This is a genomic window from Salinibacter altiplanensis (assembly GCF_002894645.1).
Classification (GTDB): Bacteria; Bacteroidota; Rhodothermia; order Rhodothermales; family Salinibacteraceae; genus Salinibacter; species Salinibacter altiplanensis.
Map to the genome: position 1 here is coordinate 617,568 of NZ_NCQY01000030.1, position 22,191 is coordinate 639,758.

31 protein-coding genes and 1 tRNA gene are annotated in these 22,191 nt (G+C 63.1%); 14 read left to right on the forward strand and 18 right to left on the reverse strand.

Going from position 1 to position 22,191, the window contains the following annotated elements:
• Position 1 precedes the first annotated feature (1 nt).
• The 12 genes from B7R93_RS14650 to B7R93_RS14705 all read right to left on the reverse strand — a co-directional run bounded on the left by B7R93_RS14650 (position 2) and on the right by B7R93_RS14705 (position 9,322).
• Entirely contained in the window at positions 2-436 is a 435-nt protein-coding gene (locus B7R93_RS14650) for a hypothetical protein (protein ID WP_103021463.1), read from the reverse strand.
• A 14-nt stretch (positions 437-450) separates the two neighbouring features.
• Complete coding sequence (locus B7R93_RS14655; RefSeq protein ID WP_103021464.1) at positions 451-915, reverse strand: HK97 gp10 family phage protein; 465 nt, start codon at positions 913-915, stop codon at positions 451-453.
• Between the two features lie 18 nt (positions 916-933).
• Entirely contained in the window at positions 934-1,248 is a 315-nt protein-coding gene (locus B7R93_RS14660) for a hypothetical protein (RefSeq protein ID WP_103021465.1), read from the reverse strand.
• A 16-nt stretch (positions 1,249-1,264) separates the two neighbouring features.
• The gene (locus tag B7R93_RS14665) at positions 1,265-1,699 is read right to left on the reverse strand and encodes a hypothetical protein (RefSeq protein ID WP_103021466.1); all 435 of its coding nucleotides are present in this window, start codon (positions 1,697-1,699) and stop codon (positions 1,265-1,267) included.
• Positions 1,699-1,953, reverse strand: a complete 255-nt coding sequence (locus tag B7R93_RS14670; RefSeq protein WP_103021467.1) for an E3 binding domain-containing protein — start codon at positions 1,951-1,953, stop codon at positions 1,699-1,701. The genes B7R93_RS14665 and B7R93_RS14670 overlap by 1 nt, the downstream gene beginning before the upstream one ends.
• A 75-nt stretch (positions 1,954-2,028) precedes the next feature.
• Positions 2,029-3,222, reverse strand: a complete 1,194-nt coding sequence (locus tag B7R93_RS14675; RefSeq protein ID WP_103021468.1) for a major capsid protein — start codon at positions 3,220-3,222, stop codon at positions 2,029-2,031.
• 28 nt (positions 3,223-3,250) lie between these two features.
• Positions 3,251-3,952, reverse strand: a complete 702-nt coding sequence (locus tag B7R93_RS14680; protein WP_103021469.1) for a hypothetical protein — start codon at positions 3,950-3,952, stop codon at positions 3,251-3,253.
• A gap of 202 nt (positions 3,953-4,154) precedes the next feature.
• Positions 4,155-5,285 carry a hypothetical protein gene (locus B7R93_RS14685; protein WP_103021470.1) on the reverse strand — a complete coding sequence of 377 codons (1,131 nt, stop codon included), beginning with the start codon at positions 5,283-5,285 and terminating at the stop codon, positions 4,155-4,157.
• The gene (locus B7R93_RS14690; RefSeq protein WP_103021471.1) at positions 5,285-6,676 is read right to left on the reverse strand and encodes a hypothetical protein; all 1,392 of its coding nucleotides are present in this window, start codon (positions 6,674-6,676) and stop codon (positions 5,285-5,287) included. The genes B7R93_RS14685 and B7R93_RS14690 overlap by 1 nt, the downstream gene beginning before the upstream one ends.
• 37 nt (positions 6,677-6,713) lie before the next feature.
• Positions 6,714-8,054 carry a PBSX family phage terminase large subunit gene (locus B7R93_RS14695; RefSeq protein WP_103021472.1) on the reverse strand — a complete coding sequence of 447 codons (1,341 nt, stop codon included), beginning with the start codon at positions 8,052-8,054 and terminating at the stop codon, positions 6,714-6,716.
• Positions 8,051-8,668 (reverse strand): hypothetical protein, encoded by a 618-nt coding sequence (locus B7R93_RS14700; protein ID WP_103021473.1) that lies wholly within the window; start codon positions 8,666-8,668, stop codon positions 8,051-8,053. Before B7R93_RS14700 ends, B7R93_RS14695 begins: the two co-directional genes overlap by 4 nt.
• A 57-nt stretch (positions 8,669-8,725) precedes the next feature.
• A complete protein-coding gene (locus B7R93_RS14705) occupies positions 8,726-9,322 on the reverse strand; it encodes a hypothetical protein (RefSeq protein WP_103021474.1) in 597 nt (198 codons plus the stop codon).
• Between the two features lie 99 nt (positions 9,323-9,421).
• On the opposite strand from B7R93_RS14705, the gene B7R93_RS14710 reads away from it, so the two are divergent.
• Positions 9,422-9,661, forward strand: coding sequence for a hypothetical protein (locus B7R93_RS14710; protein WP_103021475.1), 240 nt, complete (start codon positions 9,422-9,424; stop codon positions 9,659-9,661).
• A gap of 277 nt (positions 9,662-9,938) precedes the next feature.
• On the opposite strand, the gene B7R93_RS14715 is transcribed toward B7R93_RS14710, so the two are convergent.
• The 6 genes from B7R93_RS14715 to B7R93_RS14740 form a co-directional block, all read right to left on the reverse strand.
• Entirely contained in the window at positions 9,939-10,736 is a 798-nt protein-coding gene (locus B7R93_RS14715) for a hypothetical protein (RefSeq protein ID WP_157942318.1), read from the reverse strand.
• Positions 10,681-10,971 carry a thermonuclease family protein gene (locus B7R93_RS16255; RefSeq protein WP_232798483.1) on the reverse strand — a complete coding sequence of 97 codons (291 nt, stop codon included), beginning with the start codon at positions 10,969-10,971 and terminating at the stop codon, positions 10,681-10,683. Before B7R93_RS16255 ends, B7R93_RS14715 begins: the two co-directional genes overlap by 56 nt.
• 388 nt (positions 10,972-11,359) lie before the next feature.
• Positions 11,360-11,944: a Panacea domain-containing protein gene (locus tag B7R93_RS14725; protein WP_103021478.1), complete on the reverse strand. Its 585-nt coding sequence runs from the start codon at positions 11,942-11,944 to the stop codon at positions 11,360-11,362.
• A 199-nt stretch (positions 11,945-12,143) separates the two neighbouring features.
• Entirely contained in the window at positions 12,144-12,464 is a 321-nt protein-coding gene (locus B7R93_RS14730) for a hypothetical protein (RefSeq protein ID WP_157942320.1), read from the reverse strand.
• 70 nt (positions 12,465-12,534) lie between these two features.
• The gene (locus B7R93_RS14735; protein ID WP_103021480.1) at positions 12,535-13,071 is read right to left on the reverse strand and encodes a hypothetical protein; all 537 of its coding nucleotides are present in this window, start codon (positions 13,069-13,071) and stop codon (positions 12,535-12,537) included.
• 175 nt (positions 13,072-13,246) lie between these two features.
• Complete coding sequence (locus B7R93_RS14740) at positions 13,247-13,879, reverse strand: S24 family peptidase (RefSeq protein ID WP_157942322.1); 633 nt, start codon at positions 13,877-13,879, stop codon at positions 13,247-13,249.
• A gap of 210 nt (positions 13,880-14,089) precedes the next feature.
• Between B7R93_RS14740 and B7R93_RS14745 the strand changes: the two genes are divergently transcribed.
• From B7R93_RS14745 to B7R93_RS14805, 13 genes are all read left to right on the forward strand, one after another.
• Positions 14,090-14,398 (forward strand): helix-turn-helix domain-containing protein, encoded by a 309-nt coding sequence (locus B7R93_RS14745; RefSeq protein ID WP_103021482.1) that lies wholly within the window; start codon positions 14,090-14,092, stop codon positions 14,396-14,398.
• 45 nt (positions 14,399-14,443) lie between these two features.
• The gene (locus B7R93_RS14750) at positions 14,444-14,944 is read left to right on the forward strand and encodes a hypothetical protein (protein ID WP_103021483.1); all 501 of its coding nucleotides are present in this window, start codon (positions 14,444-14,446) and stop codon (positions 14,942-14,944) included.
• A 517-nt stretch (positions 14,945-15,461) separates the two neighbouring features.
• A tRNA-OTHER gene (locus B7R93_RS14755) sits at positions 15,462-15,528 on the forward strand.
• A gap of 69 nt (positions 15,529-15,597) precedes the next feature.
• A complete protein-coding gene (locus B7R93_RS14760; RefSeq protein WP_103021484.1) occupies positions 15,598-16,011 on the forward strand; it encodes a hypothetical protein in 414 nt (137 codons plus the stop codon).
• Positions 16,004-16,471 carry a hypothetical protein gene (locus B7R93_RS14765; protein WP_103021485.1) on the forward strand — a complete coding sequence of 156 codons (468 nt, stop codon included), beginning with the start codon at positions 16,004-16,006 and terminating at the stop codon, positions 16,469-16,471. Before B7R93_RS14760 ends, B7R93_RS14765 begins: the two co-directional genes overlap by 8 nt.
• Positions 16,464-16,682: a hypothetical protein gene (locus B7R93_RS14770; RefSeq protein WP_157942324.1), complete on the forward strand. Its 219-nt coding sequence runs from the start codon at positions 16,464-16,466 to the stop codon at positions 16,680-16,682. Before B7R93_RS14765 ends, B7R93_RS14770 begins: the two co-directional genes overlap by 8 nt.
• Position 16,683: 1 nt before the next feature.
• Positions 16,684-17,766 carry a PD-(D/E)XK nuclease-like domain-containing protein gene (locus B7R93_RS14775; protein WP_103021487.1) on the forward strand — a complete coding sequence of 361 codons (1,083 nt, stop codon included), beginning with the start codon at positions 16,684-16,686 and terminating at the stop codon, positions 17,764-17,766.
• Between the two features lie 133 nt (positions 17,767-17,899).
• Positions 17,900-18,793: a hypothetical protein gene (locus B7R93_RS14780; RefSeq protein ID WP_103021488.1), complete on the forward strand. Its 894-nt coding sequence runs from the start codon at positions 17,900-17,902 to the stop codon at positions 18,791-18,793.
• Between the two features lie 17 nt (positions 18,794-18,810).
• The gene (locus B7R93_RS14785; protein ID WP_103021489.1) at positions 18,811-19,014 is read left to right on the forward strand and encodes a hypothetical protein; all 204 of its coding nucleotides are present in this window, start codon (positions 18,811-18,813) and stop codon (positions 19,012-19,014) included.
• Between the two features lie 80 nt (positions 19,015-19,094).
• On the forward strand, positions 19,095-19,745 hold the full coding sequence (locus tag B7R93_RS14790) for a helix-turn-helix domain-containing protein (RefSeq protein ID WP_157942325.1): 651 nt from the start codon (positions 19,095-19,097) through the stop codon (positions 19,743-19,745).
• 36 nt (positions 19,746-19,781) lie between these two features.
• Entirely contained in the window at positions 19,782-21,245 is a 1,464-nt protein-coding gene (locus B7R93_RS14795) for a replicative DNA helicase (RefSeq protein ID WP_103021491.1), read from the forward strand.
• Positions 21,246-21,322: 77 nt separating this feature from the next.
• Positions 21,323-21,895, forward strand: coding sequence for a helix-turn-helix domain-containing protein (locus tag B7R93_RS14800; protein WP_103021492.1), 573 nt, complete (start codon positions 21,323-21,325; stop codon positions 21,893-21,895).
• A 12-nt stretch (positions 21,896-21,907) separates the two neighbouring features.
• Entirely contained in the window at positions 21,908-22,156 is a 249-nt protein-coding gene (locus B7R93_RS14805; protein WP_103021493.1) for a helix-turn-helix domain-containing protein, read from the forward strand.
• The last annotated feature ends 35 nt before the right edge of the window (positions 22,157-22,191 follow it).

The following is a 22,191-nucleotide window of genomic DNA, read 5'->3' on the forward strand; positions in this document are numbered from 1 at the left end:
GCTACGGGGTGTGTTGGGTGTGCAGGTCGTACCGAAGGATCACGTCCATCGCCCGCGTGCCGCCGTCCATGTCGTACCCGTTGGGGCGCACGTCTTGGGGCTCGGGGAAGTAGAGCAACGCGTGGTCCAAGCCGAGGGAGAGCTCCTGGCTCTCAAGACTCTCGTGGGCGCTTTCAGCGAGGTCGAATGCCGTGAGGGGCTCGGCATTGCCGTCTGGGGCTTCGGTGTGGCAGCGGAGCGCGATGATTGAGGTGCGGCCGTCTGTCGTTTTTGTGACCCGCCGGCTCGACGTCGGAATCTGGATTGCCACGTACTCGGTCGTCGCCTCTTTGGAACCGGCGTAGAAGACATCTACGGGGAGCTCCAGCCCGGCGCCGTCCTCGCCGGTGAGGCGCTCGTAGATGGCTGTGGTAAGCGGTCGAAGTGGGAGGCTCATTCAAGGCGTACCGATTACTGTGCGCGCTGAATCGCGTCTCCGATGCGTTTCGAGTAGGTCTGCTTCGCGGTCTGAGCCGCCTTCGTCAGGTAGAAGTTGCCCTCGATGTCCATGCGGCGCGTGTGAGCGGGGATCGTGACGGTCATCGGGTAGTTGCTTGAGTCGCCGAAGCCTTGCTTCATCGTCCGCTTGTGGGCATCCACTGAGACAGTGCCCGTGAACCCAAACTCCTGCACGGCGGCATACTCAGTGTTTGCAGTTACGCGTCCGGTCAGCTCGTCTGCATCTACGACCCGGGGAGATGGCTGAATCGACCCTTCCAGTTGGCCCGTCTCAAACGGCGCCATCTCCCGGGCCGCGTCCTGGATCTCCTCCATCACGGCCGTCATTTCGAGGGCGACCTCTACCCGCACGTCTCTCGCGTACGACCGCAGCGAGCGGCGCAGCGAGCGAAGTCCCTTCACGCGGAGGCGGGCCATTGTAGAGGCGCCTTTCGGCTACCGATCTTTCGAAAGAACGAAGCTCTGGTCCAGCCGAGTCACCGACGCCACCGTCGCCGCGAAGGTCGTCCCGTCGGGGCGCGTCACGGTGGCCACGTCCGACGCCTGCAGATCGAAGGGCTCATCGTCGGGGATGAAGCCTGTCGCGTCGCCAACGCGGACCACCTGCCCGCTTTGCCCACGCTTCTTGACGGCCTGCTCTTGGATCTCGGCCGGCCCGTCGTAGACCGTTGTCGCGGTGCCGCTCTCGCGGCCGAGGCCGTCGCGATCGGGCGGGCGGGTGACCTCAATGTGATGGGCGAAAAAGTCCATCTGCTCAGCGGGTGCTTTATACCCCAGGGCTGTAGGGCGTGCGGTCATCGTAAGGGCGCAGCGGGGCGTACACGCTGTGGGGCAGGGCATCGGCATCCTTGTCGTAGGTCACCGACCGAGAGCCGACACTCTTGCTCCGGACGTCTCCGCCTGGGGACTCGACCCAGCGGGTCACGATGCGGGCGATGCAGTCGCGGAGCCGCTCGACCAGGTCACCCGGCATTGCGCCGATGTCCGGCGTGCCGTCGGCTGTCTCCTCCCAACCCACCAGCTGCACCGTCACCTCCTGTGTGGTCTCCCGCAGGGCGTGGGCGGACCCACGCTCCCGTTCCCGGTAGCGACCGATCACCTTCTGCTCGGCCCGGTCGACCGTTCGCTCGAGGCCTGCCTCCGACTGGACATCGTCATCCAGCCACTCATCGAACGTGTCACTCGTGAGGATGTCGGGCATCAGGTCGCGCTTTTGACGTCAGCTTTGGTGATGCGGCCGTCCTTGCCGCTGCCCTCGATGGACGTGAGGTCAACGTCCTCCTCACCGGCGAGGGCGCGGGCCCCGTCGGTCGCATCGACCTCAGTGGAGGATGAGCCTCCGTCAGGGTCGTACCGCTCGTGCTTTTCGGGGTCGAACTCCTCGGCCGGGATGCGGACGAACTCCGTTGAGAAGTCCGCGTCGGGGACGATTTTGATCGTGTCGCGTCGAGCCATAACTGCAATGAGCAAAATGGGAAAGAAGCCCGGCGAAGCCCGCCGGGCACGAGAGCCCCCCCCATTGGGGAGGCGTTATCCGAGCAGCAGGGCCATGAACTCCTCTTTCGTGACCGCCTGCCCCCAGGCGAGCCCGATCTCCCAGTGGCGCTGGTGGTACCCGTCGTACTGGGCGACGTCGAACGTGAGGCCGGTCTGTGGGTCAGTCACTTGGGTCCGGTCGGTCGCCATGTCTCCACCGTCCGGCAGCGCCGGCGCACGGGTCGCGAGTTGGATCGCGCTCTGGTGAAAGGCCGCGTTGGCCGTGTAGTTGCTCTCGGCCGACACGCTGTCTCCGTCGGTGGTGGCCACGCGGAGGCCCGGCTCCCGGATCGGAATGGTCGTCGAGGCCACGCCGGCCCCGGCCGAGGTGTCCGCGGCAACCACGTAGAGGTTGTCGTCGCCGGCAAAGGAGATCACGTCACCCTCGTTCAGCGAGATGTCGCCGGTCGAGCCGGCCGTCTCTACGTCGACCTGGGTGGTGCCCGCCCCGTTCGCATTGGCCGTGACGTCGGTGAGGGAGCCGTGCGAGTGGGACTGAACCTGCGCGGAGTTGCGTAGCGTCATGTCGTGTACCTCCCCGAACTCGCCGCTGCGAAGCGCCTCGTCGGTGCCAGCTTCGTTGGCCCGCTGCAGGATGCCGGTCTGCACGCCCCTCAGGTTCTTCCAGGCCGCCGAGCCGGCGACCAGTTGCCGGTCGATCGACGGCGCCCCGAGGTCGTCGAGAATCTCCTCCACGCCTGCAAAGTCCGAGAAATCGTCCTTCGTGCCGAAGGGCGTGGTGCCGGGCGCCCCGTACGCCTGAGCCGCTCCGGTGTAGAGGCCGGCCAGGTCGGTCTCCACCTCGTTTACCAGCGTGCGCATCGCCTGCACGATGCGGTTCTGCCGGATCTCCACGTAGTTGTTGTCCGCACCCGTGGTGTCGGAGTTCTGCAAAGACCGGATCTCTTCCCCGGTGAACTGGATCTCCACCGCCCGGCTCTTTGAGATGGTGATCTTGCGGGTGTTCACCGCAGTGCCGCCGCTGTCCGGGGGCACGTTGGACGGGGTGATGTCCTTGGCCGTCTCGCCAGTGGTAACCGGCACGCTAACGGTGTCGCCCTTGCCGGCCCGCTCGGCGCGAGAGTCGCGACTGACGGCCGGAATGAAGCCGGTAAGCTCCCGCCGCACGCGGTCGATTGCCGCGTAGAGGTCGGGAATCAGGTTGTTGAGTGTGTTTTGGTCCGCCATGAGTCTTGTAGCTCAGTGATGAAGGAGGTTACTCGCTTACGACCTGCCCCCCCTCATCCACGAAGGACTTCTGCTTCTCCGGCGACATCGACTCGAACTCTTCCCGGGGCATCGTCTCCTGGGAGCCGCCCTCGTCGGTCGGCGTCGAGCTGGGGCCCTCCTGCATCGAGGACTCTCGAAACATCGACGGCCGCTCCTCCCGGGTCTCCTCCACGAAGTCGCTCGGCCGCACCGGCTCGCCGCCCTCGAATTGGACCTCGCCCTCGTCGTTAGTCGCGACCCAGCCGTACTCGTCGTCGTAGGTGAAGGTGCTTTTGGCGTAGGACATGAAGACGTCCTGCATGTCCTCCTTGACGCCGTCAGCACTGGAGAGCAGCTCGTTCTCCAGCTCGGTCTTTCTGGCGCTGTCGATGCGCTCGCGAAGCCGCTCGGCCTCCTCGGCCTCCGACTCGAGCTCGGAGATGCGCTGCCGCATCTCCTGCACCTCGTCGTCCGAGGGGGCGCCTTTCGGCCGGCCGTCCTCCCGGAGCTCGACCCCGAAGGTCTCCTGCATCGCCTCCTGCAGAAACTCCTCGTCGGAGCGGAGGTCTTGGCGCACGTTGCTCCGCTCGCGATTCAGGCGCGTCTGGACGATGTTGTCGACCTCCTCCTGCCTGAGCAGGTCGTCGCGCTCTTCTGCGCCGTCCGGCAGGTCGACGTCCGCGTCGTCGGGGATCTCGTAGATCGGCATGAATAAAAAGGGGACAGTAAGTCCGGGGAGCTTGTGTGGGCGCGGGCCGTCCGCGCTGTGCCGCCGTTCGGCGTTTGCCTCGTGGCGTACCCGCCCGCAGTTCACCGCCCGCGGGAGGCGTAGAAACGGCTTTAGAATCGCCGTTCGCCTACTACGGGGGGTTACCGGCCGGAAGGGGGTACTCGGGCCGCCCGGACTTTCCCTACTGCATAATGTCTCGGCCGGCCTCAAAGGCCGTGGAGAGGTGTTCGTTAAGGGCTTCGGCCTGCCGCTGGGCATACGTTTCAGTGACCGTGCGATCCCCCTCTATCTCCCGCAGGGCGTCTTCCACGGTCGTCTCCGAGAGCTCCCGCTCCTCGGGCAGGGCCCGGTTGGGCGTGCCATACTCCTCCGGCGGCTTCAGCACGGTCTCGACCCTACACTGGCAATGCGGGTGCACCAGAGCCGGCACGCCGGCCGGGTGGTACAGCCCTTCCCCGTAGCCGAAGAGGTCCGCCTGCTCGAGGAAGTCGCACACGTCGGGCACGTAGCGCTTCTCGTGCGTGTGCAGCTGTGAGGTGCGCCACCGCAGGAGGTCCACCACAGGGCTCTGGATGGCGCTTACGACATCGGCCTCGTGGTAGTGGCTGTTCGTCTCGGAGACCGCGATGCGGCGCGCCTCGTACTCGACGCGCTGGGCCTGCTGCAGAGCGTCTTCGTCGAGGGCGACCGGGTCGGCCTCCGGGTCGATGTCGACATCGGTTCCCCGTCCCATCTGCTTCAGGGTGTTCTGCAGGTCTGGGTTGCCCCGGGCCAAGACGCGAGCGATGTCCTCCGCGACCATCTCGTTGTCGACGCCTTGATCCACGATCCGGCCGAGCTGCTCGTCGATGTCATCCGCGGCGCCCTGCACGCTGCGGTTCACGAGCGTCGCCATCGTGTCTGTGGTATCTACCGCGCGCCGGGCCGCCTGCACCTCCAGCACCTGATCCGGGACATCGGTGAACGTCTCCCCGACAGCGATGCTGCCGGCCTGACCGGCCTCCTCAAGTGCGGCCGTGAGCCCGGCCGTGTGGCCCTGCACCGCGAGCTGCATGGCGTCGCGGCGCCCCTGCTCGAGGACGACGACCGCCTGGTCGCGGTACGACTGCAGGGCCCGGTCGAGGCTCTGGCGGAGGTTCTCCAATCGCTCCGGCGTCAGGCGCCCCGCCTCCGCTTCACTTGTGAGACGGATGAGGCTCTCGGCCAGAGCCTCCCGGATGCGCTGCACGACCTCGGCGGTGAGGCCGCCCTGGATGAGGCGGGCCCGTGCCTCCGATACCGCCTCGTTGTACGTGCGCTGAGGGTTAGGCATTACTGAAGAAACTGACCTGTGGTCGAGCTTGCTTGCGCGCTTCGGTCGAGCGCCGAGCGCACCTCCTCCTCAAGAGCGTCCTCCCCCGGCTCGTATCCCTCTTCCCGGAAGACGTCCATGAGGACCTCGGTGGCCGTCTCCTCGTCGGCCGGGAGCTGGGACCCGAAGATGCGGCGGGCCAGATCGTCTTCGCTGGGCCCGACCACGTCGCTGTAGTCGGTCGGCCACTCGACGCTGACGCCCGGCGGAGAGGGCTGGGGGCCGGCATACTCCCTGAAGTTTTCCGCCTGGGCCTTGAGCCGGAGGATACGCTGCTCCGCGTCGGCCATCGTCTCAGCGAGGACGCTAAGAGCAGAGGCTGCCCCGCCCTGGTGTTTGATCTGCGCCTCCGTCGCCGATCCAGAGGTCCGGGCCCCTTCCTCGAGCTCGTTGTACGCGATCCGGTTGAGCTCCTTTTTCTTCCCCTTCAGAACGCTGCTCCCCGCCTCCACGCCGGCGGTGGGCATCTCCAGGCCCTGGTGGGGCCCGTAGTCCGAGTCGTACGGCACGACCTTCAGCCCGCTTTTGAGGCGGTGCTCGATCTCATCGGCTAAGCTCTCGTTGTCTCCGACGCCCAGCTGGATGAGCCCGTTCATTGCGGCGGAGAGGGCAAAGTCCCGGCGGCTGGTCATGCGGAAGATCGACCGGTGCTTCTTCGCGATCTGGAGGCCGACCTGCGCTTCCCACGACATCTCTACGCGAAGGACCGGCGCCGTCGGCCGGCCCTCATCATCTACGAAAAACGGCGCCTCCCCACCGGGCCGGGCGTCCCCCGCCCACGTGCCCGAACCGATCAGCTCCGCCTCGTCCTCGTTGCTGACGCTTTTTCGGTACACCTCGAAGCCGCTCGGCATGTAGCGGGTCCACGTCCGCACCCGCGTACCGTCTTCCATCACTGAACTCGCCTCCACGCGGCTTCCCTGGATGGTCGCCTCCTGGCCAGTCCAGTGCGGCCTCGTAAGGGGCGTCTGGACGTGCAGGCCCGTCGCGGGGTTGAGCACCACGACCGCCTCGTTGTGGCTGAGAAGCGTCTGCGCGAGCCTGAGGAGAAGCACCCGGTAGTCCTCGCCCTTGGGGCCGGCCTGCTCGAGGCTGCCCTCCTCGATCGGGCCCTCATCCCGCTGCACGTCGCCGGCCCGCTCGAACAGCATCCCCGCCAGGCGCCCCAGCAGAAAGCGGGTCCGGGGCGTGAAGTCCGCATCCTTCTGCCGCTGGTCGAAGTGGTCCCGGTGCTCGAAGTAGCGCTGGATGAGCTCGGCCGCGACCTTTTCCCCAGTCATCATCCGGCGGACCGTCGTCCAGTCCTTCTTGTGATCGTCGAAATGGGGGTGCGTAGCCTGGTGGATCGGCATGGTGAGCTGTCGCTTATGGGGGGATGTCGCGTGCAGGTCAGTTGGCAGAAAGAATGGAGCCGAAGGCCTCTTCCGTCCGGTCCGGTTCGTGCAGCGTCGTGAAGAGGCCGTAGCGGTCCCGGTCGCAGGTGTGGTCGCGCTCCTTGAGGGGCTTGTCCTCGCCCCGCTTTTGGGCCTTCTCATCCCACACGTAGGAGCTGTATTCCTTCGGCGTCTCCTCGCAGTCTGGGTCGAAGGTGAGCCGGGGCCAGCCGTCGGCCGCCGCCTCCCCATCGAGCATCGAGCTCACGAACCGGATGCCGTCGATGACGTCGTTCTCCGCTTCTGCGACGTCGAAGCCCCGCTCCTCGAGCTCGGTGATGAACGACTGGGCCGAGGGGTCGCAGTAGATCGTCGGGTCGATGCTTCGGTCCCCGACGCGGGCCGGCAGCCAGTCGATGAGGTCCTGCGCATGCTGAGCGTCGGTCTTCTGGCCCTCCTTGCGGCCGTCGTGGTAGTGCTCCCGGAAGGCGTGCGCGAAGCCCCGTTCCCGGCCGTCTGCGCACTCCTCGTGCCAGAGGCCCTTCAGGCTGAACGTCGTCGGGTTGGACGTGCCGTAGTCGCAGTCGACGATGTAGCGATTGACCTGGCGTCGGCGGCCGTCAGGCAACTCCCGGACGTGGGTCTCCCGAGAGAAGATCTGGTAGATGGCGCCAGCCGCTAGGACCCAGAGCCCCAATATGTAGCGCTTGTACCACATCCCTGTGTACTCGGCCTTCAGCGCCTCGACGTAGCTCGGGTCGAGGAAAATGTTGTCCTCGAGCCGAAACCGCCACTGGCGGAGGTTCAGCTCTTCCTCCCGGTCGAGGTACTTCTCCTTCAGCCAGTGGTAGGGCCCGGCCGGGTTCGTCGTCCCGAAGAGCTTCGCCCCTGGGACCGACAGCCGGGCCAGCGTCTGGTTGAAGAAGTTCTCGGGGAAGAGGGTGATTTCGTTGAAGACGGCCCCCCGGAGCGTCATTCCGGTGACCTTCTCGACGGCCCCCTCGTCGTTTGCGCCCTCGAGCTCGACCCGCTCCCCGGCGATCGTCCCTTCCTTCTGGTGCAGGCTCCACTCGACGAGGGCAGGCCCAAACCACCGCTGCATCGGCCGGAGGACGTTCCGCTCGAGGCTCTTGAGCGTCTTGCCGGCCATGAGGTACTCGCCCCCCTTCGGCTCGGTCGTGGCCACAAACTCGAACCACCGCAGAAACTCGAGGCCGACGCTTTTTCCGGAGCGCACTGGGCCCCAGGCGATGTTCGTCCGGGCCGTGCTTTGCGCAAACGCCCGCTTTTGCTGGGGGCTCACGAGCGGGTCGGAGGCCCCGACGTCCGTGCCGAGATGTACGGCGTCACTGCTCATCCGCTTTCAGGGGACTGGTAGTCTCCAGCGTCGTCTCGCATCGAGGACATCCGGCCGAGCAGCTCGTCGAGCTTCTCGGAGTTGTCGGCCGGCTGGTCCTTCAGGATGCGGTACTTCTCCCGGATCAGCTTCCGGTGTTCGGCCTGGACCCGGGTGAGGGCCTTCTCGATCCTCTGGATGCGCTCGATCGTGGCGGTGTGCTGCTCTCTTTCGGTGTCGACCTGCACTGAGGCCCCGGCCGAGGGAGCGGCCCCCTCCTCCGTCTCACGGGCCGTGAGGGTGAGCTCTTGGCGCTTGATCCGCTGGATGCGCTTCAGCATTCGGCGCTCCCGGATGTTGATCAGGCGGATCTGCTCGTCGAGCTGGGCGAGCTGGTCGGCGTCGACGGCGTGCCAGAGCTCCTGCTCCTTCTCGCCTAACGTGTCGTAGAAGATCGACTCGTGCTCTCCGGTCGTCACCGCGTTTTTGTTGCCCTCCGGGGCCCCCGCACCTTCTGTCGCTCCGCCGTGGTGCTTGCACCGCCCCTCCCCTTTGTGATCGGTGCCCCAGCCGGCCGGGAGCCCGCAGGGGGCGCCGTCTCGATTCTCGGCACCACAGCGGGGCACGTCCGGCATTGGTCATGGGCATTGTTTTCGGTTCTGCTGCGGCGGCCTTTCGGAGACTACGGGGGGTTACGGCGTGTCCGGCGGGTCCTTCCTTTCAGATGACTCCCCGAGCTCCGGCACGAAGCCCTCTTCCTGCAGCTCCTCGCAGATCGCGCCGACGTCGACCTCTGGCACCGGCTCCGGCGTGTCGGGAAGAACCGGGTGGGGGTGCCCCTCTGGATTCGAAGCCGGCCGGTGAAGCCGGCTCTCGATGTAGTCTCTGGCGCGATCACGGAAGGCCCGGCGGACGTGCACCTCGAGAGGCCGCTCCTGGTCGTAGCGGACGAGGGCCCGAAGGAAGAGCGGATAGGCCTCTGCCAGGAGGTCCTCGAGCTGAAGGCTCGGGCGGTCGGCGTGCGCGGACTCGGTGTACCGCTCCAGCAGGTCCGAACAGACCCAGTAGATCGTTTCGGCCTGGAGGGCGAAGAGGGCCGTGAGGGCCTCCTGCTCCTCTGCGGTCGGATCGACGTCGCGCACGGCCTGCTTGGTGGCGTGCCGGCCGTAGCCCTCGGCCGCTTGGCGCGTGCGGCGGAGCCAGCCGGAGAGCGCGCCGAGGTGCGGGCCGGGCTCTTCACCGGTGGAGACGCCGGTAGAGCGGCGGAGACGCTGGGCCCAGGTGGGCATCGGCTACTGTTGTGGCGGCGAGGTGGGGCGTTGAGAGTGACTCCCAGAAGGCGACTCTTCGTTAGAAGGCGATCCTTCCGGAGACACCGCCGCCTTGAGGTGCTCTCTCACGCGGGACAGGCGCCGAGACAAGTCGTGTGGGGACAGGCCGGCGCGGGCCTGGAGCTCGTTCCAACCCATACGGATGGAGGCCCCGTAGAGTGCGACATCGCGAGCGGACTGCTCGCGGGCATACTGGCGGAGGGCACGCTTGATGGAACTGCGCGCCTCCTCATGGAGGACGGGCTGATCCGGGCGCACGGGCTTGAGGAAGACCTGAGCGTGTCTGTGAGCGGCTGAGCACCTGGCGAGGGTGCGATAACTGATCTCCTTTATGCTACTGGAGAAGAAAGGGTTTCCAATAAAGAAAACCCACCCCCACTTAACAGCGGGGGTGGGCATTCCTAAACTTTCAGGTGAAACTTATTCGCTCTCCTTGTCCTGAGACTCAGAATTAGTGTCTCCGGTAGAGCGACTGTAGGTCCCTGTCTGAAAATTTAGGGCAACCGACTCGTCTTTCTTCGTCTCTGTGTTTTTTAGTTCAGCGGGTTGAGATTTCGAGTTCCGTCCTACGGTGTCAGTCATAGCGGTTCTGCTCGATTGTTTGTGAAAGATCTTTTTGACGAACCCACTGGAATCCATCGAATGGCGTTACGAGCGCAATGTCGATAGCGCCTCCTACAGTGGGCATGCGTTGCGAAAACTCTTGATGATTCGAAGTCGTGCGGATCATAAACTCCGCATAGTTAACTGCATCTTGCAACGAAAAGACCTGATAGGCCGGGCCAGCACCCTGATTATCCCAGACTTCGTGCAGTGCGTTAACCACCTCAACACGGCCGGAGGCGATCATCTCATCGTCTCGTTTATTGAGGTCTACATCATTCCCAACCTCAACTTGAGTGGTTTCCGGAGTGCCATCAGAACCGTAGCCTACAACTTGAAAACCGACAACCATTTCGTCGGAAGGGATATCATCGGTGGACGTATCGACCTGTTCCTCAAGTAGCTCATGAGCGCGGTTTCCGATACGATCAGCAGCATTGGTCACCGATTCAACCACTTTATCGTCGGCAACCAGTTCCTCTTCAAGCTCTCGAACGGCAAAGTACATGGTTTTCCCGTTAAGCTGACCAGCTCCGAACGTACCAACGCCAAAATCATCCATAAAGGGAAATAACTTTCGGGCGTAAGGCATCGTCGTGGACGGCATCTGCACCTGAGGCGTGTTCACGCGCTGCTGGTGTATGTCACCGCAGTTCGGACACTGAACTTCAATATCTCCTTCCATCTGAAAAGCATTTCGCATTGTGGAGAGACTATCTCCAGCAATGACTATACCATCTGGCGTTTGAACCGAAAGGATCAGCGACATTTACTGAGAAGAGTTTTACAAAGAAACAACGATCCCACCCCTCTAGCCTATTGGTTTGAGGTCTACCATACATTGTTTTCATTACCTCTTCTCTCCCCACAGCCCGCCCGTAGCGGTCCATCTCCTCCACAGAAACGCGAACGGTGGACCCACCCACCAGCTGGCGCGCTCGGCTCGTGGCGTTCCCACCGTACGGCTGGGAGGACTCCGGCGCGTCGGTGCCCCAAAGGCGCACGGTGAATGTCTGGCCGGGCTGCTGGGCCGATGCGGGGACGGTCAGAACGAGAAGTAGAGCTTCGGTCGTGAGTGGTTACGGTACATCGCAAATCCTCATTCCTCGGGCCACTCAACTCTGAGGTCCCAAATCACGATTTCTTCTGCGTCATACCAGTAGAGAATCGCCAACCCCGGAATTCCAGGGTTCGGTTCGGGTTTCCGTGCAAAAACGCGGTGCTCTCCCGGCAAATCTTCAGTCTCTGAGTGCTCAGGGCTAATGCACAAGACATGTGTCATTGCCCGAAATGCTGACCGGAGTTGCTGCGGGCCATCGAGAATCCTATCGATTTGGCGTTTGACTTCCCGATTCGCAGGAGCCCAATCACGGACTGGTTCAGGTGGGAGCATTACCCTTCCTCTTGAAGCTCTTGAGCTTTCTCTCGAGCCCAGTCCATCACCTCGTCCCGATCATCCTTCTCGGTAACCTGAAGGTACGACAGGTAGTATGGAATCTCTGCAAACGGCTCCACGCTTTCCCAGACTACGTCGTGAGACTTCTGGCTCACCGTCGTCGTGTTTAGCGGAAAAATCTCCCGTGCAACCCGCGTGAGAATCTTGCGCTCCTCCTCAGAAAAAACATCCGTATTCGGGCGGGTGAACACTTGCGGACAATGTTGGACGTTCGGCCCGAGCTCTACTCCACTGATCTGGTACTTTCGCACAGCCACCGCATCGTCCGACTCAAGCTCTTCCAACGTGTCTGGAAGCACCTCGGCGTACGGCCCAAATTGGTGTCGAATGTACTTGGCCCCAGTAATCGGCTCGCCGAGCTCGAAATACGCCCTTCGATCGGCGTAGAACAGGATCTTATGAAGCTTCGTCTCGCTGATGTCCCTGCGCTCTTGGGGAAGCGAGCACACGTAGAGGATGGCCTCACGGAGACGCTCTAGGTCAAGCTCCGGCTCTTCGGGGTCCTCCTCAAACAGATCCATATCAGAAACGGAGAGGTGATCAGACACGACAGGCCCCGTCTTCGGGCTTGGTTAAAGAGACTGTACCATGCAAGGTTGCAAGATCTGTGCGACGCTTCCGATTCGGCATGTACGTCGACGTCACCTCTCCGACATTCAGAGGGGCCGCGGCGTCCAGGCATCCGCCCAGCAGCAGCGGTGGATCGGAGCGTTGCATGGATCAGATCAAGCGCCTCTCGAGCTTGATCACAGTTCCCTCCTGGTCGAACCGGACGACCCGATCAGGTCTATTGTCAGACTTGAAGACCCACAGCTCTTCGTCTCCTTCTTTCGTCACGCTGCTTGGGTCTCCTGGGTGATGCGGCCGAGCTCCCATGACGAGGCGGACCTGCGTCTTGTTCATGCCCACGGCCAGACGCTCCTTCTCCATCGCCGTGCGGATACTGTCGGGCATCGTTTCGGTCATCAGGTAGTACTCGAGGTACTCTGCGTCTTCGTTGTCAGCCGCTGCCCCACCAGCAGCACCCGCAGCAGCGGCCAAGCATCCACCTACGAACAGAGGGAGTACCAGCAAAAAGACGTATCGCATGGCAACTGATTTCGGGCAGTTTTTATTGAACGGTCTCTAGACTTGCCTCATTGATCCCGATGCGAAAAATATACTCATTGATTGTACCCTCAATCTTAAATGGCATCAGAATTTCGAAGCTTTTACCAACGAGAGATTCCGCATTTTCTCGAAGGGATTTTTTTACCTCTTGGCTTTCACTGTTTTGCGCAACGCGAGTGGTAGGCATTTTTTCAGCCCCATCAACTTCCTCATCTCCGCTAACTATTTTCTCAACCGCAGCCCTTGGTCCAATGACGGTCGGTGAAACCTCCCGCCCTATGTCCATCCGCCGCATTTCGCCATGCACCAGGGTCTGACTTGACCCATCAGGCCCGACAAATACGCCCTGGTTCCAATCTATGCGTACTGTATTGTCAGTTTTATTCTCAATACTCATCAACGTAAAACTACCTGTCGGCGCCACTACCGCACGTATGAATTGATCCTCAAACACATAAGACGTATCAGTCTCAGATACCTCTGTCTCACCGAACCGCTGTTCAGCATCAGCTGGTCGTTCTACCTCATCCAGGGACATCTCATAAGAAGCACGATATGTTGTCGTACACCCAATAGTCCCGACGAATACCAAGATTACGATAAGTAATCCACTGTAGGAATATCGCATAGGACCTTTATTTTTTTCTTGAAGAGAAGGTGGGGGTGAGTATCTCGAACCTCTCAAAGCTTCTGCCCGACCTCAAGAAGATTGGTCACAGGTGTTGCTGGACTCGGACAACCTGACCCAGAACTTCCCAGCCCTCTATGTGACCATCATCGTCCGCTTTTATCTCGTTCTGCGGCACTCGGCTATTGTCCCCCTCCAGGCGAGCAGCCGTTTCCGTTTCCCAGAACAGGCGCTTTACGATTACACCTGAAGCTGGATTTCGAAGAACATAGATGCTCCCATCCTTCAATGCTCCCCCGTTGTGACGGACTACAAGAATTCGGTCCCCAGGGGTCAGCGTGGGCTTCATTGAAATACCCTGCACTGTCAGTACAGCTAGGTCGTCGGGATCTGCTCCTACTTCGCGGCGCAATTGTCGCCGATCATAGCTGATGTAGTCGCGCACCTCTTCTTTCAAGGCTGGCTCGCCAGTTCCTGCACTGGCCTGGAGGGAGTACAAAGGGATTTGTACTGACCTATTCCCGCTTCCTCCTGTGGGGTCTTCTTCATCCTGCCCCAGGGGAAGCTCTACGTCTTCCATCTGATTCACCTTCTCTTTTTCAACCCGCTCTGGTAGATCATACAAGCCGTATGCTGGCTGCGCAAGCTCCTCAGCGTCCTTGAGCTTGCGCAGAGCGGAGTTGATACTATTTCGGCTTCGGTCGAGCTCTTCCGCCATCTCTTTGGGCTGCAGGGGTTCACCCGAAGACCTAACTAGGTCCATTATTTCCTTCTGGACAGGACTATCTATAACGGAACTGGGCGGCATAACAGAGTTTGCGCAATTCACATTAACTCAACACACAGTGTGAACCAACACTGTGCGCATAGTGTCTAATTTATCGCATTGACTTGACACGGCACCCCAACATAGCCAAAAGGCCGCCCGATGCCAAGAGCTGTTGATCCACGATTTGGGCGCAAGATGCGCTCGATCCGCCAGATGCGAGGCACAACGCAGGTAGAGGTTGCGGAGAAGGCCGATGTTGGACACACCTACATCTGTCGGATCGAGAATGGGCAAGCCCCGCCGCCATCGACGGAAACGATTGTGCGGGTTGCTGACGCCCTCGACACCGATGCTGATGAGCTTTTGGCATTGGCCGGAAAGATTGCACCGGACGTGGAGCAGATGCTGATCGAGAGCCCATCTCTGATGGACGTAGTTCGGGAAGAGGCCGAGACTGTCCCCGCCTAGCACTTGCCTGCACGGCTCTTCTTCACTCCTGTTGCTCAGATCCCGATGGCAGATTCTGATTCTACCGACGAGACCTGGCTCGACGCCTTTCGCCGGACCTGGTACGGCCTGGAAGATGAAGGCCGCGACCCGGCCCGGACCGTCTCCGAGTGGGGCGGCCGCAAGGAGTCCACCGCCCGCGCCTGGAAGCGAGGCCGATGCGAGCCGAATGACACCTGCAAGCGCCAGCTCGCCAAGAAGGCGTGCCGCGAGGGGTATCCCTTCCTCTCCCGCCTTTACGTGCCGGGGACGCACCGGCTCGAGGAGCGCGGCGAGAAGACCGAGATCAACGGAGAGATCGAAGACAACGTCGTCGACCTGGTCCGGGTCAGCGCCGACATTCACGAGGCATACCGACAGGGGAACGTGCGGCGCCTCCACGCCCTCGCGGACCGCGGGGAGAAGGAGATGGACGAGGTGCGCGGCGAGGCGAAGCGCCTTATGGAAGTGCGGGGCGACGGGGCGCCAGGCAGCGGGCTCCCCACAGAAACAACATCCAAGCGCTGAAGCCCCGAGGAGCTGCCGGCGCGGGGCTCGCCACCCCGCAGGTAGCCGGCACCAATAGCCCCCCCTCGCCGGCGGGTTGCTCACAGACATAAAAAGCCCGCCAACCACGGGCTCAGGCGGCTCTCGCCGCAAGGCCCATCCAGGAGCCACCTGGTCGGCTGGCGGGCTGCTCACAGACGCGCGCCTCTCGCCAGAGAGACATGCGCCCTTCGCCATTTCCCACTGCTGCCCCTCACGGCTTGATCCGACACGGCTCGCCCCGAGCCACCCAGGGGCAGCGTTCGCCCGGCACGCTGGCGCCAAGCCGGGCAGATGGCCACCTTGGACGCAGAGCGGATCGTGCCCGCTCGTGGCCACAGGGCGCCGCGGGTCGCCCACATTACCCACCCGCACAGTTGGCCGCGTGGCGAGAGCCCGTGCGCCCTACTAGACGTACCTTTCTCTTCTCACAGACACGCGCTCTGTGGAAGGAGGTGTAAGGAGCCGCCCCGGGCCTCGGAAAGGACCCGGGGCACTCGGCCACGTAACTCAGCGGACAGAGTCACGCAACACGCGAGCCGCGGGTTCGAGTCCCGCCGTGGCCGCGACAACAGAAAACCCCGCCGCTAGGACGACGGGGCGCGCTTTCCACTCAAGAGAGAAGCTGAAAAGCTATGACTACTATCCGACTTCATTCGGACCGTTCCCCCGCCACCGTGACCGACAAGGACCCGCCGGGCTGGGAGCGCTACAAGCTCTACTGGATCGGCACGATGCTCGCCCGGAAGACCGGTGAGACCAACCAGCGCTGCCCGCAAAGAGAGGTCTACATGACCCACCACTGCCTCCAGCTGCAGACCGGCCAGCAGGTCCGGGTCTCCTGGCGGGACCTGATCGAGTGGGCCGCGGGCGGGCAGGCCCGGAAGGTCCACCTGCGGCGGCCCGAGTCGATCCACTACGCGAAGATGGCGGAGGCTGGCCGCATCGAGTGGCCCGACGCCCTTCGGTCGATCTCCGAGCTTGAGCCAGTGGCGAAAGACCTCAGCGAAGTCCCGGCGCCGGCCGGGGAGGGCAGCACCCATGGCTAACGTCGGCAACGTCACCGCCTCATCCCCGCGCAGCACCAACGAGAAGCAAGAGCTGCGACGGATGGTGCAGCAGCTTCGCGGCTACAAGCGCGCTGCGATCGAGGCGATGGACCACCTTTTCAAAACCTCCCCCGGCATCCGTCACGACGAGCCGCACGCCCACGAGGCGTTGATGCTCTTGAAGTATCAGTGCCAGGAAGAGTACTCGTGCCCTAATGAGGCCATCAGTGATATCGAGGGCTACGACTCTATTGATGCTCCGCCGAAGCATACTGAGCGACTTGAGGCGGAGAACGAGCGGCTTCGGGACCTACTGGACAACATCCTCACTGCGCAGATGCGCCTTCGCACCGTCGACGAAGATGATGGCGAGGCCTGGGCAGATGCGCTAGACCGCATGATCGACCTCCGCAAAGAAGCTGACGACATCCTCGACCGCGGAGGTGGTGGCGATGGCTGAGACCCTCTTCCTCATCCTCCTCGGCCTGCTGATGACCGTTTGGAGCCTCACAGCGACGACTGCCAGCCTGCGCGCCGCCCCCGAGCTCACGGGGCTGGACCTGATCGACACTGAAGGCACGGCCTACAGGCACCCGATGCAGCCCGACCCCAGCGAGATCAGCACCGAGGACGTCACCCTCATACGCGTCGACCCAACCCGACACAACTGATATGCCTTCTACCACTCAACAAAACGCGCTTTTCCAGCCTCCGGTGGAGACGGCCGGAGCAGAGTCACGACCGAAGAAGCAGGAAGCCACGACACCAGCAGAGGAAAGCCTCGATGCGCTTGGCCTTCGCCCGGCCAGCGAGTTTGCCGAGGACGCTGATGGAGCTGTCGCTTCTCCGGGCCTCTATCGCGGCGTCCCGGAGGAGCTCTACCACGCCCACCCGGCCTTGTCCAGGAGCGTGCTCGCCGAGGCAGCGCGCATGAGCCCGATGCACGCCCGCTACAAGTGGCGCGGGGGCGATGAGGGCAACTCCTCCGACGCCACCAGCCTCGGCACAGCGCTTCACAGCCGCGTCCTGCAGCCCGGCGTCTACGAGGATACGTACGACGTCGCTCTCTCCCGGTGCGAGGCCACGAAAGGCGACGGCGACCGCTGCACGTACAGCGCCAAAGTCCGGCACGGCGGAGACTGGTACTGCGGGACACACGCCCCGGACGGAGAGCCAGACGACATCGAAGTACTGAAAGCCGACACGGCGGGCCAGGTCGAACGCATGGCCGAGGCGCTAGAGGTCGACCCCGACGCCGCGCCACTCCTCTTCGGGCTCCCCGGCGCCAGTGAGGTGACCGCCCTCTGGCAAGACGAGGCGACGGGCCTGATGTGCAAGGCACGCCCCGACCGCATCATCGGCCTCCCTGATGGAGTCGCGATCGTGGACGTCAAGACGACCCGCAGCGCCCACCCGGAAGACTTCCGGCGGAAGATGGCGAAGTACGGCTACTGGCTCCAGCCGCCCTTTTACACGCTGGGGATTCGGCAAGCGAGCGAGCAGAGCGGAAACGCTGAGGGCGTGCCTGTCAAAGACTTCGTGTTCGCCTGCGTGGAGAGCTCAGAGCCCTACGCGACGCAATGCTTCCGGCCGCACCCACGGGAGCAGCAGGCCAAGCGCACACGGATGGCCGAGCTGATCGATCGGGTTGCGGAGTGCGAGCAGCAAGCCCACTGGCCCAGCTACGAGACTGGGGTATCCACACTCGGCCTCAAGCGCTACGAGAAGGAGCGCATGGGCATTAGCGCAGGCTGAGGGTCTAGCCTCACAGTGACCCTGACGAGCCCTACTCAAGCCGAGAGGTGAAGGGCGAAACGGCGGGCGCGCCCCGAAAGCGGCGCCCGTCGTCGGTTGCTTCTTCACTCCTGATCACAGATAGCCACACGCCATGTACGAGTTCCAAGGCATTGACTTCGGCCCCACCGAGGTCACCGTCGAGGCGGACACGCTCCGCGGCGCTCTCGACCAGATGGGGCAGCTCTACAACCTCCACAAAGACGCGCTCTTCCTCGAGGCTCACGTCAAGTTCTTCTACGACACCCAGGCAGAGGTCGTCCCCCGCTCCCGAGATGACGACGAGGGTTTCCAGTACCGGGGCTTTGAGTGCCTTCGAACCGGGTGCAACATCACCTTCAAGGAGACGGAGGAAGACTCCGGCATCTACCCGGGGCGCTACCGCGCCTACCGCAACGGGGAGGACAACCCCAAGCTCTACGACCCGCAGCGCAGCCATGAGGACATCCTGGGAAAGGTGAGCCCGCAGCCCCCGCACGTCCAGCGGTTTGGCGTCGACGTCGGGCAGAATGGCAACCGCCAAAATGGCAACCGCCAGAACGGAAGCGGTCGGGGCGAGTCAGCCGCCAACCCCAGTGGCACCCAGGCCGCTAGTTCAACGGCCCAGAACGGTACCAGCGGAAGCTCACGCGAGCAGCACGAGTCGGAGAAGATGTACGACAAGGGCAGCCAATCGGCCGCTCCCAAGAGTCCGACTAAAGAGCAAGCGGCCAGCTCCCTCGTCGCCAAAGCGCAGAAGCACACCGACGACACCCTCGCCGGCAAGGCCCAGGTCAACGGCACCACTCTGGACCAGAAGCTGAAGGGCCTGGCCGAGTACTGCAATCGAGACGACGGCTATGTGGCGCGTGTGCTTGACGCACTTCAACTGCAGTCCTTCGAGCAGGTGGCGGTGGGGCAGGTTGAGACCGTGGCCCAGATGCTGCTGCACGAGGACGTGCTGCAGCAGAACGAAGAGTTCGAGGCGGATGACGATCTGCCCTTTTAACTAATCAAGCGACCTCCATGCCCACAACGACCCACGGCAGTGAAGCGAAAGCTGGGAAGGTCAGGCGCGTCGCGGAGGAGGCAGCGCGCCGGGCCAAGGAATTCGACGGCTGGACCGCATACGAAGCGGCCAAGGGGTACGTCCGGCGCGAGTATCCGGGCCTCCGGAAAGACCAATACGACGCCATCATCGACGCGATCAAGACACGTCTTGAGATATGAGCCACGACCAGACAAAGGCGACAAAGGCACTGCGGCAGCAGGTCCGCCACGACACGGATATTTCGATGAGCGCCTCTTGCATGTTCGAGGACATCTGCGACCTGCACCAGAAAGGCGCCTGCTACGCAACGGACCAGCACTTCGGCCAGCAGTACGGCGTCCACGAGAAGACTGCCGGAAGGTGGCGGCGGGAGCTCCAAGAGCATGGATACCTTCGCCGACAGCCAGATGGGGATCGGATGCTCCTCATTCCGAACCACAAAATCGTGGGTGAGGAAGGAAATCGTGGTGACCACGAAAACGTGGGCCAAGAACAAAATCGTGGTCAGAGAACAGAATCGTTCGAACAAAATCGTGGTCAGACCACGAATTCCTCCCCACGAAATCGTGGGACACAAAGGGATAAATATACACCCGAGGGGTGTGAGGGCGCGCCCGCGCAGGAGGTCGACGTCAAGGAAAACACCGAAGCACCCGTGACGATGGAGCGTGCCATCCAGATCGGGGAGATGGTCGGAGTGTCCGAACGGCTGTGCCGGGAGTGGTGGCTCTACTACGACGAAAAGGGCTGGCCGAACGAGGTGAAGAAGGTGCCTTCGGCCCTTCGCCGTTGGAAGATGAACGACTCGAAGTTCGATTCTAGCGGTAGTGGCGACGGCGCGCCAGCCGGCGGGAAAAGCCACACCGACCGCTTCGGCGACCAAGATGTGGTCCACTTCGGCGACCTGTAGCCCGAGCTCGACTCTCACCCTCACTCCGACTCCTTGATGAGCACGCAAAACGGCACACATTCTGAGGGCAAGCCCGCGGAGGCGCCACTCCACACCGCGCATGACCTGGAGCAGGTCGTCCTCGGCGCCGCCATGATCGACGAAGAGGCGTGCGCGGCGGTTGTCGACCTCTGCGAGCCGGCCTTCTTCGCCGACCGGTCAAGGCATCACCGCGAGATCTTTGAAGCGATCGCCGGGCTTTTCGGCGAAGACGGGGAGGCCCCGCTTCCGGCCGTCCAGCAGCGCCTGGGCGCTGAGGACATCGACGTGCAGCCGACTTACCTCACGGGTCTCACCGCCGAGGTCGGCGCGACGACTGGCATCGGGCGCTATGCTCGCATCCTGCAGGAAAAATGTATGGCTCGGCAAGGCCGACGGGTCTTGGAGAAGGCAAAGGGCCACCTCGACGATGGCGGGGACGTCTTCGAGACGCTCGGCGGCGTGGTCGATCGGCTCACAAAAATCTCGATGACCGAGTCTGATCAGACCCACATCAAGCACGGCGCCCAGGAGGCCCTCTCTAGCCTGAAGGAGTGGGAGGAGGGCGAGGTCACCGGCCTCGTGCCGACCGGCTTTCCCGGCCTAGACGACATCTGTGACGGCTACCCGGTCGGGGAGCTCACGACGTTTGCTGCCCACACCGGCGCCGGGAAGACATCGTTCATCGTGCAGACGATCGCGACCTTGGCCCGGGCCTGGCAGGGCGAGGAGAAGGCGCTCCTCATCTTCTCCGCGGAGATGGACAAGGAGCAAATCGCCCAAAAGGCCGCCTCACAGATCGCCGAGGTGAACCTTCGAGAGCTCCGCCGGGGCACCGCTCCGGATGAGGACTACGACGCAATGGAGGAGGCGCTCGGCCTTCTCAGCCGGCTGACGCTTCACGTCGACGACACCGCTTCCCCAAGCATGCAGCACATCCGGGCCCGGTGCCAGCGCATCGCCGCGCAGACCGACAGGTCAGGGGAGCTCGCCTTCGTCGCTCTCGACTACGACGAGAAGGTCCAGGGTCAGGGCGAGACGGAGGAGCAGCGCGTCGCCTCGATCGCCACCGGCTCGAAGGCGATGGCAAAGCGGCTGGATGTGGCCTGGATCAACCTCTCGCAGTACAAGCGGATGTCCGACCCGATGGGGACCCCAAGCGACAGCTGGCTCCGCTACTCCGGGAAGAAGGAGCAGGAGTCCGCGCTCATCCTGCACTGGTACTGGCCGGGGTACTGGGTGCAGAACAAGGGCAACGGCGCCGACACGGTGCCGGACTACGACGCGGCCGAGCCGGGAAAGGGCTGGATGTACGCGACCAAGAACCGGATCACCGGTGGCACCGGGGCGGCTCGCCTCTACTTCCGGCCGGAGCAGACGCGCTTCATCGACCCGAAGGACCCCGGGAATGAGCCGCAGCCGCACGACAGACAGCCACACGACAGGCAGTCACACGGCAGCACGCAAGACCCGCCATTTTAGCATTCAAGCATCTAAGCATCCAAGCATGCAAGGATGACCGCCTTAGCCTATACCAGCACTGAAAAAGCAGTAGTGCCATGCCTGATACCGTCCCACGACCGGACTTATCGGACGCCAGCCAGAAAGATCGGGCCCTCTGGCACATGAAAGAGGTCGGCGAGCTCGACCGGAAGGTAGCTCTGGATGAGTACGGCATCGGGCGCCTGGCGGCCCGCATCCGTGACCTTCGAGATCAGGGCTACCGGATCGACAGCCACCAAGACGAGGATGGCATTGCCCACTACTCCCTCGTGGCCGAGCCGGGCGAGACTGGCGGCTCAACGCCGTCCTCCGGTGGCGCGACGGACGTCCAGACGGCCGAGGACCTCTGGCGGGCCCTGCCGGAAGACTCCCTCGCACGAGACTACGTGGCGCTTCTGGCCCGCTGCGCGCAGGGGGATCAGAGAGTGGGCATCCTTGAAGACACCGTGCGGCCGGAGGGCGTGAGCGACTGGGAGGCGGCTGCGCTTGTCGGCCGGGACGTCACCGTCGAGGCGATCACCGACTGCCGGGAGAAGCTCTGCCGGGCGTCACCGCTGGTGAAAAAGAACGGGCACCGGAAAGGATCAGCCACCTACGCGCTCCACGAGTCACTAACTGACCCACTGTAGACCTCACTACCGATGAGCAGAACCACTTTGACTGAAGGCCAGACCGAAAAGATCGCGGAGCTTGGGGCCCTCGTCCGCGAACTGCGGGCGATCCGCGGGTGGAGCGTGCAGGCTCTGGCCGAGCGCGCCGACGTCTCTCCTCAAACGATCTACAAAATCGAGGGCGGGGACATGGTTCGCCCAGGCGTCACCACCCTTTCGAAGGTCGCCTCGGTCTTCGACGCCACGGCGGCCGACCTCCTGGATGAGGTGGGGCTGTGAAAAAAGCTATCGCTGTTATGGGCTTCGATGCACAG

What these genes read in the sequence shown, in the direction of transcription:
- B7R93_RS14805 (WP_103021493.1), top strand. Translation starts at nt 21,908, where the DNA reads ATGAGCAGAACCACTTTGACTGAAGGCCAGACCGAAAAGATCGCGGAG.
- B7R93_RS14680 (WP_103021469.1), bottom strand. Translation starts at nt 3,952, where the DNA reads ATGCCGATCTACGAGATCCCCGACGACGCGGACGTCGACCTGCCGGAC.
- B7R93_RS14800 (WP_103021492.1), top strand. Translation starts at nt 21,323, where the DNA reads ATGCCTGATACCGTCCCACGACCGGACTTATCGGACGCCAGCCAGAAA.
- B7R93_RS14715 (WP_157942318.1), bottom strand. Translation starts at nt 10,736, where the DNA reads ATGTCGCTGATCCTTTCGGTTCAAACGCCAGATGGTATAGTCATTGCT.
- B7R93_RS14770 (WP_157942324.1), top strand. Translation starts at nt 16,464, where the DNA reads ATGGCTGAGACCCTCTTCCTCATCCTCCTCGGCCTGCTGATGACCGTT.
- B7R93_RS14660 (WP_103021465.1), bottom strand. Translation starts at nt 1,248, where the DNA reads ATGGACTTTTTCGCCCATCACATTGAGGTCACCCGCCCGCCCGATCGC.
- B7R93_RS14780 (WP_103021488.1), top strand. Translation starts at nt 17,900, where the DNA reads ATGTACGAGTTCCAAGGCATTGACTTCGGCCCCACCGAGGTCACCGTC.
- B7R93_RS14765 (WP_103021485.1), top strand. Translation starts at nt 16,004, where the DNA reads ATGGCTAACGTCGGCAACGTCACCGCCTCATCCCCGCGCAGCACCAAC.
- B7R93_RS14705 (WP_103021474.1), bottom strand. Translation starts at nt 9,322, where the DNA reads ATGCCCACCTGGGCCCAGCGTCTCCGCCGCTCTACCGGCGTCTCCACC.
- B7R93_RS14690 (WP_103021471.1), bottom strand. Translation starts at nt 6,676, where the DNA reads ATGCCGATCCACCAGGCTACGCACCCCCATTTCGACGATCACAAGAAG.
- B7R93_RS14750 (WP_103021483.1), top strand. Translation starts at nt 14,444, where the DNA reads ATGGCAGATTCTGATTCTACCGACGAGACCTGGCTCGACGCCTTTCGC.
- B7R93_RS14675 (WP_103021468.1), bottom strand. Translation starts at nt 3,222, where the DNA reads ATGGCGGACCAAAACACACTCAACAACCTGATTCCCGACCTCTACGCG.
- B7R93_RS14745 (WP_103021482.1), top strand. Translation starts at nt 14,090, where the DNA reads ATGCCAAGAGCTGTTGATCCACGATTTGGGCGCAAGATGCGCTCGATC.
- B7R93_RS14760 (WP_103021484.1), top strand. Translation starts at nt 15,598, where the DNA reads ATGACTACTATCCGACTTCATTCGGACCGTTCCCCCGCCACCGTGACC.
- B7R93_RS14670 (WP_103021467.1), bottom strand. Translation starts at nt 1,953, where the DNA reads ATGGCTCGACGCGACACGATCAAAATCGTCCCCGACGCGGACTTCTCA.
- B7R93_RS14725 (WP_103021478.1), bottom strand. Translation starts at nt 11,944, where the DNA reads ATGGATCTGTTTGAGGAGGACCCCGAAGAGCCGGAGCTTGACCTAGAG.
- B7R93_RS14785 (WP_103021489.1), top strand. Translation starts at nt 18,811, where the DNA reads ATGCCCACAACGACCCACGGCAGTGAAGCGAAAGCTGGGAAGGTCAGG.
- B7R93_RS14655 (WP_103021464.1), bottom strand. Translation starts at nt 915, where the DNA reads ATGGCCCGCCTCCGCGTGAAGGGACTTCGCTCGCTGCGCCGCTCGCTG.
- B7R93_RS14665 (WP_103021466.1), bottom strand. Translation starts at nt 1,699, where the DNA reads ATGCCCGACATCCTCACGAGTGACACGTTCGATGAGTGGCTGGATGAC.
- B7R93_RS14695 (WP_103021472.1), bottom strand. Translation starts at nt 8,054, where the DNA reads ATGAGCAGTGACGCCGTACATCTCGGCACGGACGTCGGGGCCTCCGAC.
- B7R93_RS14685 (WP_103021470.1), bottom strand. Translation starts at nt 5,285, where the DNA reads ATGCCTAACCCTCAGCGCACGTACAACGAGGCGGTATCGGAGGCACGG.
- B7R93_RS14650 (WP_103021463.1), bottom strand. Translation starts at nt 436, where the DNA reads ATGAGCCTCCCACTTCGACCGCTTACCACAGCCATCTACGAGCGCCTC.
- B7R93_RS14775 (WP_103021487.1), top strand. Translation starts at nt 16,684, where the DNA reads ATGCCTTCTACCACTCAACAAAACGCGCTTTTCCAGCCTCCGGTGGAG.
- B7R93_RS14735 (WP_103021480.1), bottom strand. Translation starts at nt 13,071, where the DNA reads ATGTCCCTGGATGAGGTAGAACGACCAGCTGATGCTGAACAGCGGTTC.
- B7R93_RS14700 (WP_103021473.1), bottom strand. Translation starts at nt 8,668, where the DNA reads ATGCCGGACGTGCCCCGCTGTGGTGCCGAGAATCGAGACGGCGCCCCC.
- B7R93_RS14790 (WP_157942325.1), top strand. Translation starts at nt 19,095, where the DNA reads ATGTTCGAGGACATCTGCGACCTGCACCAGAAAGGCGCCTGCTACGCA.
- B7R93_RS14740 (WP_157942322.1), bottom strand. Translation starts at nt 13,879, where the DNA reads ATGGCGGAAGAGCTCGACCGAAGCCGAAATAGTATCAACTCCGCTCTG.
- B7R93_RS14795 (WP_103021491.1), top strand. Translation starts at nt 19,782, where the DNA reads ATGAGCACGCAAAACGGCACACATTCTGAGGGCAAGCCCGCGGAGGCG.